Below are 15,738 nucleotides of genomic sequence, written 5' to 3'. Positions count from 1 at the left end.
CGACCCGCCGCGAGGTCAGTTACTGCCGCAGCCGCCCGTGACCACCGGCAGGGGCTCGGGCGCTCCGACGGACGGCAGCCCGAGCATCACGCCAGCCGGCTTGGCGGCAGCGACCGTGTTGCGCTTCTCCCAGGCGTCGCCGGCGCGGGTGCGCCGTATGCCCTTGGTCTCGCCCTCGGCCAGCAGGTGGTGTGGCGCCGCGTAGGTGATCTCGACCGTGGCGACATCGCCGGGGCGCACCTCGCCGTCGGGCTTGGTGAAGTGCACCAGACGGTTGTCGGGGGCTCGGCCGGAGAGGCGGTGCGTGGCGCCGTCCTTGCGGCCCTCGCCCTCGGCGACCATGACGTCCAGGGTCCGGCCGACCTGCTTCTTGTTCTCCTCCCAGGAGATCTCCTCCTGGAGGGCGACCAGCCGCATGTAGCGCTCCTGGACGACTGCCTTCGGGATCTGGCCCTCCATGGTGGCGGCCGGGGTTCCGGGGCGCTTGGAGTACTGGAAGGTGAAGGCCTGTGCGAAGCGTGCCTCGCGCGCCACGTGCATGGTCTGCTCGAAGTCCGCCTCGGTCTCGCCGGGGAAACCCACGATGATGTCGGTGGAGATGGCGGCGTGCGGCATGGCGGCGCGCACCTTGTCGATGATCCCCAGGAAACGGTCCTGCCGGTACGAGCGGCGCATCGCCTTGAGCACCGTGTCCGAGCCCGACTGCAACGGCATGTGCAGCTGCGGCATCACGTTCGGCGTCTCGGCCATCGCCGCGATCACGTCGTCCGTGAAGTCCCGGGGGTGCGGCGAGGTGAAGCGGACCCGCTCAAGACCCTCGATGCGCCCAGAGGCGCGCAGCAGCTTGCTGAAGGCCTCGCGGTCACCGATGTCGGAGCCGTACGCGTTCACGTTCTGTCCGAGCAGGGTGATCTCGGAGACGCCCTCGGCGACCAGCGCCTCGATCTCGGCGAGGATGTCGCCGGTCCTGCGGTCCTTCTCCTTGCCGCGCAGCGCGGGGACGATGCAGAAGGTGCAGGTGTTGTTGCACCCGACGGAGATGGAGACCCAGGCGGCGTACGCGCTCTCGCGCCGCGTCGGCAGCGTGGAGGGGAAAGCCTCCAGCGACTCGGCGATCTCGACCTGCGCCTCTTCCAGGACACGGGCGCGCTCCAGGAGCACCGGCAGCTTGCCGATGTTGTGCGTACCAAAGACGACGTCGACCCACGGGGCCCTCTTGACGATGGTGTCGCGGTCCTTCTGCGCCAGACAGCCGCCCACGGCGATCTGCATGCCGGGCCGCTTCGTCTTCATCGGCGCGAGCCTGCCGAGGTTGCCGTACAGCTTGTTGTCGGCGTTCTCACGGACCGCGCAGGTATTGAAGACGACGACATCGGCGTCGAACTCCGCCGTGCCCTCGGGCGTGCGGACATAGCCCGCGCCCTCCAGGAGGCCGGAAAGCCGCTCGGAGTCGTGGACGTTCATCTGGCACCCGTAAGTGCGCACCTCATATGTCTTCTCGCTCATCTCGCTCACCAGAGTACGGGGCCCCGTACCCCCTGGTCCTCCAGGGCACTGAACTGGCAGGATCGCGCGCATGCTCCAAGCCCTCCCCCGAATCAGCCGCCGCCGCGCCCTCCAGGGCTCCGCCGCCGCGCTTGTGGTGTTCGGGCTGCTGATGTGGTGGCTCCTGCCGATCGGGGAGTCCGAGCCACGCGGGAGCATCACCTTCAGTACGGGCGTACCGACCGGGGTCTATCAGCGCTACGGCGAGCTCCTCGACACGGCCCTGGCGCACGATCTGCCGGACGTGAAGATGACGCTCCAGACCAGCGAGGGCTCGCAGCAGAACCTGGCGCGGGTGGCGAGCGGTGAGGCCGACTTCACCATCGCCACCGCGGACGCCGTCGCGAAGTATCTGGCGGACGGGATGCCGGGCGCCGAGCTGCTGCGCAGCTGTGCGCGGCTGTACGACGACTATGTGCAGCTCGTCGTACCCAAGGACTCCAAGGTGCGCTCCACCGCCGACCTGCGCGACAAGCGGGTCGCCGTCGGGCAGGACGGCTCGGGCGTGCGGCTGGTGTCGAACCAGCTGCTGACGGCCGCCGGGCTCAATCCCCATCTGGACATCACCCCGGTGTCCGCCGGTATCGACACCATGCCGGCGCTCCTTGAGGACGGTGACATCGACGCCTTCTTCTGGTCGGGCGGCCTGCCCACCAGCGCCGTCCGGGACCTGTCGAAACGGTTCGAGATCCGGCTCGTCCCGCTGGGCGGGCTGGTCGACAAGCTGCACGCGACGGGCGGCAGCACCCGCCACTACCGGTCGGCCGTGATGCCCGCCGACGCCTATCGCAATGCCCAGAACGGGGAGGCCGTGCCAACGGTGGCGGTCGCCAACCTGCTGGTGACCACGGAGCTGATGGACGCGTCACTGACCGAGGGCCTGACCCGCACGGTGATAGGGAGCCGCGACCGGATCGGCAATCAGGTGCACGCGGCGCAGCTGGTGGATCTGCGTTCCGCGATCTATACGGACCCGCTGCCGCTGCACGAAGGGGCGCAGCGCTACTACCGGTCGGTCAAGCCGTAGCGACAGGTCACCGCACGGTCCCGTCCGACGGCATGGACGGCTTGGGAGACGTGCGCGGGACCGTGACGGTCACCCGCAGGCCGCAGGGCGTGTTCTGCGCGTACGAGAGTCTGCCCCCGCCAGCCGTCAGCAGGGCCCGCGAGATGGACAGGCCGAGCCCGGAGCCCTTGACGTTCTGGTGGCGGTTGCTGCGCCAGAAGCGGTCTCCGATGCGGGACAGCTCGTCCTCGGTGAGGCCGGGGCCGCCGTCAGCGACGTCGACCGTGCAATGCTCGCCGTTCGACGCGACGGTGACCTTGACCGCCTCCCCGTCGGGCGTGAACTTCAGGGCGTTGTCGAGCAGCGCGTCGAGGACGCTGGAGAGCGCGACCCAGTCGCCCCAGGCGGCGACGGCGGTGGAACCCTGCTGCAGGAGGCGCACCCCCTTGTCGTCCGCGAGGGGCCGCCAGGCGGCGACCCGCTCGGCGGCCAGCGCGCCGAGGTCGATCAGCCGGAGGTCGGCGGGGGCGTGCTCGGCCAGCGCCAGGCCCAGCAGGTCGTCGAGCACCTGGGCGAAGCGCTTGCCCTCCGTACGCACGGAGGCGATCTCCTCGTTGTCGTCGGGAAGCTCCAGGCCGAGCAGCTCGATGCGCAGGAGGAGGGCGGCCAGTGGATTGCGCAGCTGGTGGGAGGCGTCGGCGACGAAGGCGCGCTGCTGCTCCAGCACGTCCTCGACGTTGTCCGCCATCTCGTTGAACGAGCGGGCCAGCCGCCTGAGTTCCGGCGGGCCGCTGCCCGCCGCCACCCGGGAGTTCATGTGCCCGGTCGCGATGTCGTGGGTGGCCGCGTCCAGGACCCGTACGGGCCGGAGCACCCAGCCGGCCAGCCGGACGGCGGCGGCGAGCGCGACGAGCATCGCCGCGCACTCGCCCGCCGCGATCAGCAACCAGCCCTGGAGGATCTGCGAGCGCATCTGCCCGGTCGGTGAATCGGTGACCACGACCGCGACCACGTCACCGTCGCGCACCACCGGCGATGCGACGACCAGCCGCCCGCTCTGCCAGGGCCAGACCTGCTGCGGGTCGTGGCTGCGCCGCTTGTAAAGAGCCTCCTGGAAGGCGTCTCGGCCCTCGCCGGCGCTGGGGACGGCCCAGTCCGCGGGGGCGCTGGCCATGGCCTCGCCATCCCGGTAGAAGACCCCGGCCTTGATCCCGTACACCCCGCTGTAGCTGGCGAGTTCGGTCTCCAGGGTCCTGCGCCGCTCGTCCTCGCCGCTCGTGTCGCGTTCGGTCTTCTTGCGTTCGGTGACGAACTGGGCGAGCGCCGCGAACCGCGCCGTGTCGTCGATCCGGTCGACGACCACCCGCTGCTGCTGCGCCGCGGCCACGCTCACCGCGAGCGGGAAGCCCAGCGCAAGGAGGATGCCCGCGAGGAGCACGATGAGCAGCGGGAGGAGACGGGTACGCACGTGGGACTACGGTCCTTGCAGGACGGGCGGCGCGACGAGCCGGTAGCCGACTCCGCGCACCGTCTCGATGAGGGCGGGCATCCGCAGCTTGGAGCGCAGCGACGCCACATGAACCTCCAGTGTGCGGCCCGTCCCCTCCCAGCTCGTGCGCCACACCTCGCTGATGATCTGCTCGCGCCGGAAGACGACACCGGGACGCTGCGCGAGGAGCGCGAGCAGGTCGAACTCCTTGCGGGTGAGCTGTACGTCCGTACCGTCGACGGTGACCCGCCGGGTGGGCAGTTCGATCTGTACGGGGCCGAGCGCGAGGGCGCTGTCGGCGCCCGCGGGGGGCGCGTCGCCGCTCGTCGTGCGCCGGCTGACGGCGTGGATACGGGCGAGCAGCTCACCGGTGTCGTACGGCTTGACGACATAGTCGTCGGCGCCGAGGTTGAGGCCGTGAATCCGGGAGCGTACGTCGGCCCGCGCGGTCACCATGATCACAGGGGTGTCGGTGCGCTTGCGGATCTTGCCGCACACCTCGTAGCCGTCCTGGTCGGGCAGCCCGAGGTCGAGCAGGATGACCCCGAAGGGCTCCTTGTCGGCAGGCAGCAGCGCCTGGATGGCCTCCTCGCCGCTGCGGGCGTGGACGACCTCGAAACCGTGACGGGCGAGGATGGCGGCGAGGGCCGCCGCGACGTGGTTGTCGTCCTCGACGAGCAGCAGTCTCATGGCCCCCCTCCGGAGTATTGGTCGTTTTGGTCTCGCTGCATCCACGCCGATACGTCACGGTCGAGTCAAGGCCCTTCCCGTTACGGGCATGTTCCGTTATGGACCCGGTATCCGCCGCCGTCGTCCCGTTCACGCGGAGTGTCCTGCCGAAGCCGGATCGTTATGCTCAATTTCCGCTCAGATGTAATGACGCTGGTCGCAGCGGCTGACTAGGGTCCTCCCAATCGAGTGGGACGGAGCAAGAAGCCGATGAGCGGAGTTCCAGTGACCAAGGCCGCCGAGGATGCTGCACCCGCAGCCGACGACCTGGTCGTGCTGAGCAACGTCAACAAGCACTTCGGCGCGCTGCATGTGCTCCAGGACATCGATCTGACCGTCGCCCGTGGCGAGGTCGTGGTCGTCATCGGACCCTCAGGGTCCGGCAAGTCCACGCTGTGCCGCACCGTCAACCGCCTGGAGACGATCGACTCGGGCACGATCACCATCGACGGCCAGCCCCTGCCCCAGGAGGGCAAGGAACTGGCCCGCCTGCGTGCCGATGTCGGCATGGTCTTCCAGTCGTTCAATCTCTTCGCACACAAGACGGTGCTGGAGAACGTCACGCTGGGCCAGATAAAGGTCCGCAAGATGGACAAGAAGACCGCCGAGGAAAAAGCACGCGTCCTGCTCGACAGGGTGGGCGTGGGTTCCCAGGCGGACAAGTACCCCGCGCAGCTCTCCGGGGGCCAGCAGCAACGCGTCGCGATCGCGCGGGCGTTGGCGATGGACCCCAAGGTCATGCTCTTCGACGAGCCCACTTCGGCGCTCGACCCCGAGATGATCAACGAGGTGCTGGAAGTCATGCAGCAGCTGGCACGCGACGGGATGACGATGGTGGTCGTCACGCACGAGATGGGCTTCGCCCGCTCGGCCGCCAACCGGGTCGTCTTCATGTCGGACGGCAAGATCGTCGAAGAGGCCACGCCCGACCAGTTCTTCAGTAACCCGCGCAGCGACCGGGCCAAGGACTTCCTGTCGAAGATCCTTCACCACTGACGACCCACGACCACGACATAAGGATGTTCACGATGAAGCTCCGCAAATCGGCTGCTGTCGCCATTGCCGTGCTCGCGCTGACCGCTACCGCCTGTGGTGGCGAGTCCGGGACCGCCGGCGACAAGCCCAAGGACCCGGCCGGCGGCAAGGAAGCCCCCAAGCTTCCGACGTACACCGTGGCCAAGGACGTCAAGATCGACTCCTCGGTCCTGAAGAAGGCCCAGTCGGCCGGCAAGATCACCATCGGCGCCAAGAACGACCAGCCGTTCCTCGGCTTCGAGGACACGGACGGCAAGCGCTCCGGCTTCGACGTCGAGATCGCCAAGATGGTCGCCGCCGACCTCGGCTTCTCGCCGCAGCAGATCACCTTCAAGACGGTCGACTCCGGTGTCCGTGAGACGACCATCTCCAAGGGCGACGTGGACCTCTACGTCGGTACGTACACGATCAACGACGAGCGCAAGAAGCAGGTCGGCTTCGCCGGTCCGTACTTCCTGGCGGGCGCCGACCTCCTGGTGCGCAAGGACGAGACCTCGATCAACAGCTCCGAGGACCTCAAGGGCAAGAAGGTCTGCTCCATCGTCGGCTCCACTCCCCTCCAGGAGATCAAGAAGCCGAAGTACGGCGCGAAGACCGTCGAGCTGTCGAAGTACTCCGAGTGCGTGCAGCAGCTCATCAACAACGAGGTCGACGCGGTCACCACGGACGACGCGATCCTCAAGGGCTACGCGGCCCAGCGCCCGACGAAGCTCAAGGTGGTCGGCAAGCCGTTCACCGAGGAGCCCTACGGCATCGGTATGAGCAAGGACGACAAGGCGCTGCGCGACGCGGTCAACGACTCGCTTGAGTCGCACCTGAAGAACGGCGACTACAAGAAGGCGTACGACGCGACGCTGGGCCTGTCGGGCTCGCCGTTCTCCGAGCCGCCGGCGCTCGAGCGCTACTGATAGCGCCGCTTCCGGAGTGACCTACCGGGCCCCGTACGCGCTTGAGGGGAGCGTACGGGGCGCGGTGTCCCCTGCCCGTTCGCTGTCGCCCACGAGGACTTCCCCGTGAATGTATTGCTCGACCACTTGCCGGAGTTCCGTGACGGCTTCATAGGCACCGTTCTGCTGACCGCCGCCAGTGCGCTGTTCGCGATGGTGCTGGGCGTTGTCATGGCCGGCTTCCGTGTCTCTCCCGTCCCGCCCCTGAGGTTCTTCGGCACCGCCTGGGTCACACTCTTCCGAAACACCCCGCTGACGCTGCTGTTCCTGGTCGTCTGGTTCGTGGTGCCCCCCGTTTTCGGCACCGGCATGAACCCGTGGACCAAGGCCCTGCTGGCGCTCAGCTGCTACACCTCCGCATTCGTCTGCGAGGCCGTCAGATCCGGTGTCAGCACCGTGTCGCTCGGCCAGGCCGAAGCGGCCAGGTCGCTGGGCATGTCGTTCTTCCAGACCCTGCAGCTGATCGTCCTGCCCCAGGCAACCCGCACCGTGGTCGCACCGCTGAGCAGCATCTTCATCGCGCTCACCAAGAACTCGGCGATCGCGGGAGCGTTCAGTGTCACCGAGCTCTTCGGTGTGCAGAAACTGCTGAGCGACAAGGGCTTCGCCATCGCCCCGATCTTCCTCTGGGTGGCTCTCGCCTACCTGGTCATCACCTTCTCCATCAGCGGTCTCTTCCGGCTGCTTGAGCGGCGCCTGGAGGTCGCACGATGAGTTCGAGCGTCCTGTACGACGCCCCGGGTCCCAAGGCTCGGGTACGTAACCGCACTTACTCCGTTCTCGGGTCCCTCATGGTGCTCGGACTGATCGCCTTCGTGGTCGTCCGGCTCGGCGACCGGGGTTATCTCGCGCCCGAGATGTGGGACATCTTCAACAACGCAGGCTTCCGGACGAGAATCGCCGAAGGGATCCTGTCCACCCTCCAGGTCTTCGCGGTGGCAGCGGTGCTGTCGATGGTGTTCGGCGCCCTGCTGGCCGTGGCGCGGCTCTCAGAGCACCGGTGGGTGAGCGCGGTCGCCACCGGGTTCATCGAGCTGCTCCGGGCCGTCCCACTGCTGATCACCATCTACGCGCTGTGGGTTCTCTTCCTGACCTACAAGAGCAACCTGGGCTTCATCGGCGAGAGTTCGGCCTACTGGGCGCTGGTCATCGGACTCACCGTCTACAACGCGTGCGTCCAGGCCGAGGTGCTCAGGGCCGGTATCAACGCCGTGCCCAAGGGCCAGGTAGAGGCCGCGTACGCACTTGGTCTGCGCAAGTCGCAGGTCATGACAATGCTGCTGATACCGCAGGCAGTGCGCTCCATGCTGCCGACGATCATCAGCCAGCTGGTGGTGACCCTCAAGGACACCTCGCTCGGCTACATCATCACGTACGCGGAGCTGCTGTACGCAGCCAGGACGTTGGCCAACAACACCATCGTCAACGACGAAAACCCGTACGTTCCCGTGGTCATCGTCGTCGGCACCATCTATGTCTCGATGTGTCTGGCGCTTTCCTCGCTCGCCACCTGGATCGAGAAGCGCGGCCGCCGGGCCAAGACCGGCATCACGCCGGCCGCCGCGGTCGAGCCGTTGGAGGCGCCCGGTGTACTGGACGCAGCCGGGGGTCCGCTTGGGCCGCACACCAAGGGCGGGGCCGCCGATCCCGACGGGCCTGCTGACAAGAAGAACTGACGATATGTAAGACAGCGGCCCCGCGCCGCTGCCTTACGTCACTTGACGCAAGCACTCCCAGTGGGTTGCATACGTTCTGTGATCGTGCACCGGGTTCAAACTGCCACTTCCCGCATGTCCGTACGGACCGGAGGGGACGCGCCGTGGACCCGGTGATCGTCGTTGGTGCCGGTCCTGTCGGACTGGCCCTGTCCCTGGCTCTCGCCGCCCAGGGCGTTCCCTCCGTAGTCCTCGACGAGGGGTCCGGCAACGAAGAGCTGCGTACGGCCCGTACGGCCGTCCTGCGGCCGGACACCGCCGAGCTGGTCGAGCGGCTCGGGGGCGACGCCGTCCGTGACGCGGGGGCGCACTGGACCGGATGGCGCTCCATGCGGCGCAAGCAGGACATCAGGTATCTCTCCCTCGGTGACGACGGCGACCTGCCCTCTCCGCTACATCTGCCGCAGCACACCCTCACCAACGGTCTGCGGGACGCCGCCGCCGAGCAGAAGCTCGTACGGATCGTCACGCACAGTCGTCTCGACACCGTCGAGCAGGACGCCGACGGCATCACCGCGCACACCCGTGAGCCCGGCTCCACCTGGTGGCGCGGCAGTTTCCTGGTCGGCTGCGACGGGGCACGGTCGACCGTGCGCAAGCTCCTCGGCATCCGCTTCCCGGGGCGCACGGCGGTGGAGCGGCACGCCGTGGCAGCGCTGCACGCCGAGCTTCCCTGGCCCGGCGAGGCGTTACTCCACAGGCTGCCCCCGTGGCGCACGGGCGGCGAGGAAGTGACGGCCCGGCCGCTGCCCGGTGACCTGTGGCGGCTGGACTGGCTACTGCCGGCGCGCGGCGAGCTGGTGACACCTGAGGCCCTGGTGACGCGGGTGCGGGACACCCTGGCCGGCTGGTGCGGCGAGACGCCTCCGTACGAACTGATCGACACCGGTGTGTACACCCTCCACCACCGGCTGGCCCGCCGCTGGCGGGTGGGCAGGGCCTTCCTCGCCGGAGACGCGGCCCATCTGCTCGGCGCGCTGGGCACCCAGGGCCTCGACGAGGGCCTGCGGGACATCGACAACCTGGCCTGGAAGCTGGCGCAGGCCTGGCACCTGGGGGCGTCGGAGACGCTGCTGGACAGCTATCAGGCGGAGCGGCGCACCGCCGTCGCCGCCCGGCTGCGCGCCGCCGACCAGGCGCTGCCGATACTGCGCGGTGGCGGCGGCCTGCGCACGTACCTGCCGGGCACCGCGCGCGGGCACGATCTGATGCTGACGGACGGGCATCTGGGGCGCGGCGCGCTGGGGGCGCCACCCGAGTACACGCGCTCCCCCCTCGCACCCCCGCACTCCGAGGCGCAGACGCTCGTCGGTACGCCGCTGGGCGGACCGGTCGCGGATGTGAGGGCGACCGCGACGGACGGCACGACCGTAAGGCTGCGGGACCGGCTGGGACGCGGGCGGCTGTTGGTGACGCTGGTCGCACCGGGCACCGGCGTATGGGACCGGCGTCACTGGATGAGCGCCGGGGTGATGCCACGGCTGGACGCCGCGGTGACGGCCCTGCCGGTGACGGCCGAGCTGCTGGTCGTGGAGAGCTACCCGGGGGCGTCCGCGCACACTGTGCTGCTCGTACGGCCCGACGGGCATCTGGTCACCGCGCTCAACGGGGTGCGGCCCGCCGATCTCTACGCGGCGGCGGACGCGGCTCGCGGGGGCGCACCGTCCACGGCGGGCGCCCCTCCGCACGCCGACAGTCCCGGCCGGACCGACCGGACCGACCGGACTGCGGACATCAATTGACCGTCACAGGCGCACATGGTGTACTCCGAAGCGTGACCGACACCAATGTGCGCCTGTGGCGGAGAGTCCATATGGACCTCGTCCGCTATGCGGGCTGCGTGTGTCGGCCGTCCTGCTGATTCGCCCTCTTTCCTCGCGCCGTGCCGTGCTCTGCTCATGGCCGCGCGCCCACGCGAACTCTCAGGACGGTCCTTGTGTCCCTTCCCGCACCCCTTTCCGCTGTGCCCGAGCGCGCCGCAGCCACCACCACCCCTGCCGACCGCGCCGCGGTCTCTTCCACCGCGCGTCCCGCCTCCGCGGGTCCCTCCTCCGCGGAACTGCTCGAATTCGTACGTCGCATCGCTGCCGACACCTCGTTCGTGGGCTCCCTTCCGCTCGACCCCGAAGGGCGTACCTGGGTACGGCTCGACGGGCCCGCCGGGAGTGAGGCGTGGCTCATCGGATGGCCGCCCGGCAGCGGAACCGGCTGGCACGACCACGGCGGCTCGCACGGGGCCTTCGCCGCCGCGGGAGGCTCACTGCGCGAGGAGTCACTCGCGGCGCGCCTTCCCACCGAGGGCTGGAAAACCCTCGAACTGGCCGATGGTGTCGACCGCGAGCGGCGACTGACAGCCGGTCAGGGGCGTGCCTTCGGCGCCCATCATGTCCACCAGGTACTGAACGAGTCCCCGGACGAACACGCCATCTCGGTGCACGCCTACTACCCGCCGCTGCCGATGATGCGGCGCTACAGCCGCACCGGCACGGTGCTGCGCCTGGAGCACGTGGAACATCCCGAGGAGTGGCAGTGAGCGGGAAGCCGGTCGGCATCGACGAACTTCTGGAGCGGGTCCGCGAAGGGCTCGACCGCGTCGGCCCGCAGGAGGCCTTCGAGGCGGCCTCGGCGGGCGCCCTGCTGGTGGACATCCGGTACGTCGCCCTGCGCGAGCGGGACGGGCTGATTCGCGGGGCGCTGGTCGTCGAGCGCAACGAGCTGGAGTGGCGGCTCGACCCGCAGGGCAGCCACCGGGCCGCGGAGGCCACCGACCACGACCTGCGGGTCGTGGTGATCTGCAACGAGGGATACGCGTCGAGCCTCGCGGCAGCCTCACTGCGGCAGCTGGGGCTGCACCGGGCGACGGACCTCGAAGGCGGCTTCCAGGCATGGCGCGCGGCGGGGCTGCCGGTGACGCTGCGGTGACACCGCTGTCGTGACGCGGTAAGGGGCGTCCTCCATGGAGGACGCCCCTTACCGCTGTGCGGGGCTGACGGTATGCGGGGCTGACGGTGCGGGGGCCGGGTCCGTCCGGACAGTGGCTACTACTGCGTGGCCATGGCCACCTCCACCGGGCGGGCCTTCAGCGCCGCCCGGCCCGGCAGCGCCGTCGCCACCAGGGCGAGCAGCCCTGCGGCACAGACCACGGTGGCGTACACCAAGGGCTGTACAGCCGGAGCCGCGTTGCCCGTCATGCCGACACTGAACGCCGTCAGCACCGCGAGCGCGATTCCGGTGCCGAGGAAGGCACCGATCAGCAGGACTGTCAGAGCTTCGGTGCGGAGCATCCGCAGGACCTGACGGCGGGTGGCGCCGGCCAGCCTGAGCATCGCGAACTCACGGATGCGTTCGGAGACCGACATGGCGAGGGTGTTCACGACGGCGATTGCGGTGAAGGCCAGGACCAGCCCCATGGCGTCGACCGCCGCCTCTGCCATGGCCTCCGCAGGGCGGATACGGGCGATCCGGCGGCCCGAGATACGGGCCGCGGCCCAGGCTCCGAGCAGCGTCGCACCGATCGCGGCGAACATCGGGAAGACACTGGCCGTGCGTTCCAGAGTCGCGGGGACTGCACCCAGTTCGACGAACCGACCGTGCAGCCAGGCCCCGAGTGGCAGCCCCACGAGTGAACCGACCAACCCGGCGCTCGCGCCGACGAGCAACGACGTACCGCCGATGGCGCCTCCCATGCTGACGAGCTTGATCCGGGCGCCAGCCGCGTCGAGGAATTCGACCGGTCCGCGGTCGTCACCGGAGGAGACAAGTGCGGTTCTGGCGCCGGCCGGGGTGCCATCAAGGCTGCCGGCGAGAGCTTGGGTGACGTCCTTCTTCAACTGGGCGATGTCCGTGCCGTTTTCGGGGAGCACACCGATGGCGGTGACCTGGCCGGGGTGGACGGCCAACCGCTCGGCTTCCGCGGTGGAGAAGAAGAGGGACGTCTGATGGCGCAGATCACCGCTGCGGTCCGCTGCGGGTTCGGGCGCCGCGATGCCGGTGATCCGGTACGTACGCGGGGAGCCGGTGGACTGCACGGTGAGCCGGTCGCCGGGCGCGAGGTCGGCGCGGGCGGCGAATTCACGGTCGACGACCAGGTCGGTGGCGGCCTTGGGGGCGTCGCCGCGGGTGAGGGTGAACGGGGTCAGCGCGGCGGAGGCCCAGGAGTGGCCGTAGTAGGTCCGGCCGTCGGCGGCCGGCAGGAAACGGCCGTCCGGGCCCACGGGACGGGCGGGGAAGGTGAGCTCGGGCACGGCGGCGCGTACACCTTCGACCGCGCTGACGCGCCGCACGGTCGGCGCGGGCAGCCAGGCGCGCTCTGCCATCGGCTTCGCCTTGTGCTTGGTCTTGGTCTTGGTCTTGCCGTTGCCTTTGTGCTTGACCGTGGTCTTGTGCACGTTCTGGTCGGCGGACACAACGAGGGGGCTCGCGGCGTAACGCTCGGTGGCGATCGCGCCGCGAAGACCGGTCTCCAGGAGGGCGCCGCAAGCCGTGATGAGGGCGGCGGCGCACATCAGGGCGACAAAGGCTCCGAGGAATTCGCCTTTGCGGTCCCGGACGCTCTGCAAGGCGTAACTCAGCATCATGACGCGTCCTCGGGTGCGGGGAAGGCGAGCAGGCGGGTGAGTACGGTGCGCGCCTCGGGCGGCGTGGCGGCATCGGGGCGCTTGTAGCGGTCGAGGAGGGCGATGTACTCCTCGAAGAACTCCCGGAGTTCAGGGAGGGTGAGCCGGATGAAGCTCCGGGAGTACGGGAAGGCATCGGCCCACTCGCCGAGGTCCTCGTCCGCACTGCCGTGCTGGGCCTGCTCGAAGAGGTCGAGGTCGGTTGCATAGGCATGGTGGTTCAACTCGTCCATGACGAGCCGCATTTCGGGACTCTGCTGGGTGCGCCGGGGGAAACGGCGGTCTCCGGGGACAGCTCGCCACCAGCGCTCGCGGTGTGCGCCTCCCCGCCCCATGGCCTCGGGCTCGGCCTCCTCGGCGAATCCGTATCTGGCGAGCTCACGAAGGTGGTAGCTGGTGGCGCCGGTGTTCAGCCCCAGGGCTCGGGCAAGGATCGCCGAGGTGGCCGGACCGTGGAGGGAGAGTTGCTGAAGAATCTGCTGCCGCCGCGGCTGCGCCAGCGCCTTGAGGGCGGCCAGCTCCGCGATCTCGGTACCGCCGGGTTGCTTTGCCATGCGTACACAATTGCCTGTGCACAAGCAGCTGTGCACTGGAGCCGACCTGCGCATTCACCCGGGGGTTAACCCCACCAGCCTTTGTGGGTAAGCCCGTTGGGCCGATGCCGCAGTCCGACCGGCCGGGCCAGAGCCAGGGCCGAAGCAAGGCCGGGACCGAAGCCGGGGCCCAAGCCGAAGCCCGGGCCAGATCCGAAGCCGGGGGCCAGGGCCGAAGCCAGGCCGGGGCCGCTCGGAGGTAGTCCGGGGTCCGGCCCCGCCTCAGCTCCGCTCAGAGCGAGTCGTACTCCACGCCCCGCGTCGCTCAGAGCGGGTCGTATTCCACGCCCCCCGTGTCGTCCTCGCCCTCTTCTTCCAATGCGCGCCTGACCACCCTCAGGGCCATGCCATCCGAGTAGCCCTTGCGGGCGAGCATGCCCACGAGGCGGCGCATTCGGCGGTCGCGCTCCAGGCCGCGGGTGGAACGGAGCTTACGGGCGACGAGCTCGCGGGCCCGCTCCTCCTCCTGATCGGAGTCGAGCTGCCCCACGGCCTCGTCGATCAGAGCCGCGTCCACTCCCTTGGTCCGCAGCTCCCGTACGAGCGCCCGCCGGGCCAGACCCCGGCCGTGGTGGCGGGACTCCACCCAGGCGTCCGCGAAGGCCGCGTCATTGATGAGCCCGACCTCTTCGAAGCGGGACAGCACCTCGTCCGAAATCTCTTCGGGGATGTCCCGCTTCTGGAGCGCGTCCGCCAACTGCTTGCGCGTACGCGGATTCCCGGTGAGCAGGCGCAGGCAGATCGCGCGCGCCTGCTCACCCGGATCCTGAGGCAGCAGCCCCTTCCCGGCCTTCGACGGGGCGGGGCTGCCACTGTCCTCTGCGTCCGTGCTCCCCGGCCAGTCCATTCTCCGGGTCATGGCTTAGCTCTTGGCCGCCGCGGTCTTGGCCGTTTTGGCCTTGGTCGCCGGAGCCGGTACCGACTTCGCCGCGTCGACCGTCACCGCATCCGTGGCCGCCGCCGCACCTGCTGCGGCCGCGCCGACAACCGCCGTGTCCGCTGCGGGCTCGACAGCCGGGGTCTGCGGCTTCTTGACGCCGACGCCCAGCTTGTCCTTGATTTTCTTTTCGATCTCATCGGCGAGATCGGGGTTGTCCTTCAGGAAGTTGCGGGCGTTCTCCTTGCCCTGGCCGAGCTGGTCGCCCTCGTACGTGTACCAGGCGCCGGCCTTGCGGACGAAGCCGTTCTCCACGCCCATGTCGATCAGGCCGCCCTCGCGGCTGATGCCCTGGCCGTAGAGGATGTCGAACTCGGCCTGTTTGAAGGGCGGCGCGCACTTGTTCTTGACGACCTTGACGCGGGTGCGGTTGCCGACCGCGTCGGTGCCGTCCTTCAGCGTCTCGATCCGCCGGATGTCGAGTCGCACCGAGGCGTAGAACTTCAGCGCCCGACCACCGGTCGTGGTCTCCGGGGAGCCGAACATCACACCGATCTTCTCGCGGAGCTGGTTGATGAAGATCGCGGTGGTCTGGGACTGGTGCAACGCGCCAGTGATCTTTCGGAGCGCCTGGCTCATCAGCCGGGCCTGGAGACCGACGTGCGAGTCGCCCATCTCGCCCTCGATCTCCGCACGCGGCACCAGGGCCGCCACGGAGTCGATGACGATGAGGTCGATGGCGCCGGAGCGGACCAGCATGTCCACGATCTCAAGCGCCTGCTCGCCGGTGTCCGGCTGGGAAAGGATCAAGTTGTCCGTGTCGACACCGAGCGCCTTGGCGTATTCGGGGTCGAGCGCGTGCTCAGCATCCACGAAGGCGACGGTGCCGCCGGCCTTCTGCGCGTTGGCCACGGCGTGCAGCGTCAGTGTCGTCTTGCCGGAGGACTCCGGTCCGTACACCTCCACCACGCGGCCGCGCGGCAGTCCGCCGATGCCGAGTGCGACGTCCAGTGCGGTCGATCCGGTGTGGATCACTTCGATGGCTTCGTTCGGCCGGTCGCCGAGGCGCATGACGGCGCCCTTGCCGAATTGCCGTTCAATCTGGGCGAGCGCGGCGTCGAGCGCCTTCTCGCGGTCGGTGCCTGCTGCCATGGGTTCCACCCGATTTGCTTGAGTCGATCGCTTC

General features: G+C 69.2%; 16 protein-coding genes. 9 read left to right on the top strand and 7 right to left on the bottom strand.

Features of this window, described 5'->3' with window-relative positions; all coding sequences use genetic code 11:
• Positions 1 to 15 precede the first annotated feature (15 nt).
• A complete protein-coding gene (gene miaB, locus ABCR94_RS17245) occupies positions 16 to 1,506 on the bottom strand; it encodes a tRNA (N6-isopentenyl adenosine(37)-C2)-methylthiotransferase MiaB (protein WP_347120201.1) in 1,491 nt (496 codons plus the stop codon).
• 70 nt (positions 1,507 to 1,576) lie between these two features.
• Here miaB and ABCR94_RS17240 point away from each other — a divergent pair, with 70 nt between their 5' ends.
• A complete protein-coding gene (locus tag ABCR94_RS17240; RefSeq protein ID WP_347120200.1) occupies positions 1,577 to 2,572 on the top strand; it encodes a TAXI family TRAP transporter solute-binding subunit in 996 nt (331 codons plus the stop codon).
• A gap of 7 nt (positions 2,573 to 2,579) precedes the next feature.
• On the opposite strand, the gene ABCR94_RS17235 is transcribed toward ABCR94_RS17240, so the two are convergent.
• Together ABCR94_RS17235 and ABCR94_RS17230 are read right to left on the bottom strand one after the other, a co-directional pair.
• Positions 2,580 to 4,019, bottom strand: a complete 1,440-nt coding sequence (locus ABCR94_RS17235) for a HAMP domain-containing sensor histidine kinase (protein WP_347120199.1) — start codon at positions 4,017 to 4,019, stop codon at positions 2,580 to 2,582.
• Between the two features lie 6 nt (positions 4,020 to 4,025).
• Positions 4,026 to 4,730, bottom strand: coding sequence for a response regulator transcription factor (locus tag ABCR94_RS17230; RefSeq protein WP_347120198.1), 705 nt, complete (start codon positions 4,728 to 4,730; stop codon positions 4,026 to 4,028).
• Between the two features lie 249 nt (positions 4,731 to 4,979).
• Between ABCR94_RS17230 and ABCR94_RS17225 the strand changes: the two genes are divergently transcribed.
• The 8 genes from ABCR94_RS17225 (at position 4,980) to ABCR94_RS17195 (ending at position 11,388) form a co-directional block, all read left to right on the top strand.
• The gene (locus ABCR94_RS17225) at positions 4,980 to 5,765 is read left to right on the top strand and encodes an amino acid ABC transporter ATP-binding protein (RefSeq protein WP_347120197.1); all 786 of its coding nucleotides are present in this window, start codon (positions 4,980 to 4,982) and stop codon (positions 5,763 to 5,765) included.
• Positions 5,766 to 5,797: 32 nt separating this feature from the next.
• The gene (locus tag ABCR94_RS17220; RefSeq protein WP_347120196.1) at positions 5,798 to 6,712 is read left to right on the top strand and encodes a glutamate ABC transporter substrate-binding protein; all 915 of its coding nucleotides are present in this window, start codon (positions 5,798 to 5,800) and stop codon (positions 6,710 to 6,712) included.
• Positions 6,713 to 6,817: 105 nt separating this feature from the next.
• Complete coding sequence (locus ABCR94_RS17215) at positions 6,818 to 7,465, top strand: amino acid ABC transporter permease (protein ID WP_347120195.1); 648 nt, start codon at positions 6,818 to 6,820, stop codon at positions 7,463 to 7,465.
• A complete protein-coding gene (locus ABCR94_RS17210) occupies positions 7,462 to 8,427 on the top strand; it encodes an amino acid ABC transporter permease (protein WP_347120194.1) in 966 nt (321 codons plus the stop codon). Before ABCR94_RS17215 ends, ABCR94_RS17210 begins: the two co-directional genes overlap by 4 nt.
• 143 nt (positions 8,428 to 8,570) lie before the next feature.
• Entirely contained in the window at positions 8,571 to 10,208 is a 1,638-nt protein-coding gene (locus ABCR94_RS17205; RefSeq protein WP_347120193.1) for an FAD-dependent monooxygenase, read from the top strand.
• 32 nt (positions 10,209 to 10,240) lie between these two features.
• Positions 10,241 to 10,327 carry a putative leader peptide gene (locus tag ABCR94_RS39120; RefSeq protein WP_319285218.1) on the top strand — a complete coding sequence of 29 codons (87 nt, stop codon included), beginning with the start codon at positions 10,241 to 10,243 and terminating at the stop codon, positions 10,325 to 10,327.
• Positions 10,328 to 10,525: 198 nt separating this feature from the next.
• Positions 10,526 to 10,999, top strand: coding sequence for a cupin domain-containing protein (locus ABCR94_RS17200; RefSeq protein WP_521977311.1), 474 nt, complete (start codon positions 10,526 to 10,528; stop codon positions 10,997 to 10,999).
• Entirely contained in the window at positions 10,996 to 11,388 is a 393-nt protein-coding gene (locus ABCR94_RS17195) for a rhodanese-like domain-containing protein (RefSeq protein WP_347120192.1), read from the top strand. The genes ABCR94_RS17200 and ABCR94_RS17195 overlap by 4 nt, the downstream gene beginning before the upstream one ends.
• A 119-nt stretch (positions 11,389 to 11,507) precedes the next feature.
• Here ABCR94_RS17195 and ABCR94_RS17190 read toward each other — a convergent pair whose 3' ends face one another.
• The 4 genes from ABCR94_RS17190 to recA form a co-directional block, all read right to left on the bottom strand.
• Entirely contained in the window at positions 11,508 to 13,043 is a 1,536-nt protein-coding gene (locus ABCR94_RS17190; protein WP_347120191.1) for an ABC transporter permease, read from the bottom strand.
• Positions 13,040 to 13,636, bottom strand: coding sequence for an ArsR family transcriptional regulator (locus tag ABCR94_RS17185; protein ID WP_347120190.1), 597 nt, complete (start codon positions 13,634 to 13,636; stop codon positions 13,040 to 13,042). The genes ABCR94_RS17190 and ABCR94_RS17185 overlap by 4 nt, the downstream gene beginning before the upstream one ends.
• Before the next feature lie 304 nt (positions 13,637 to 13,940).
• A complete protein-coding gene (gene recX, locus ABCR94_RS17180; RefSeq protein WP_347120189.1) occupies positions 13,941 to 14,534 on the bottom strand; it encodes a recombination regulator RecX in 594 nt (197 codons plus the stop codon).
• Between the two features lie 3 nt (positions 14,535 to 14,537).
• Complete coding sequence (recA, locus tag ABCR94_RS17175) at positions 14,538 to 15,704, bottom strand: recombinase RecA (RefSeq protein WP_347120188.1); 1,167 nt, start codon at positions 15,702 to 15,704, stop codon at positions 14,538 to 14,540.
• Positions 15,705 to 15,738 lie beyond the last annotated feature (34 nt).

The organism is Streptomyces changchenzhani (assembly GCF_039766235.1).
Classification (GTDB): Bacteria; Actinomycetota; Actinomycetes; order Streptomycetales; family Streptomycetaceae; genus Streptomyces.
This window is presented reverse-complemented; position numbering and strand designations above follow the sequence as displayed.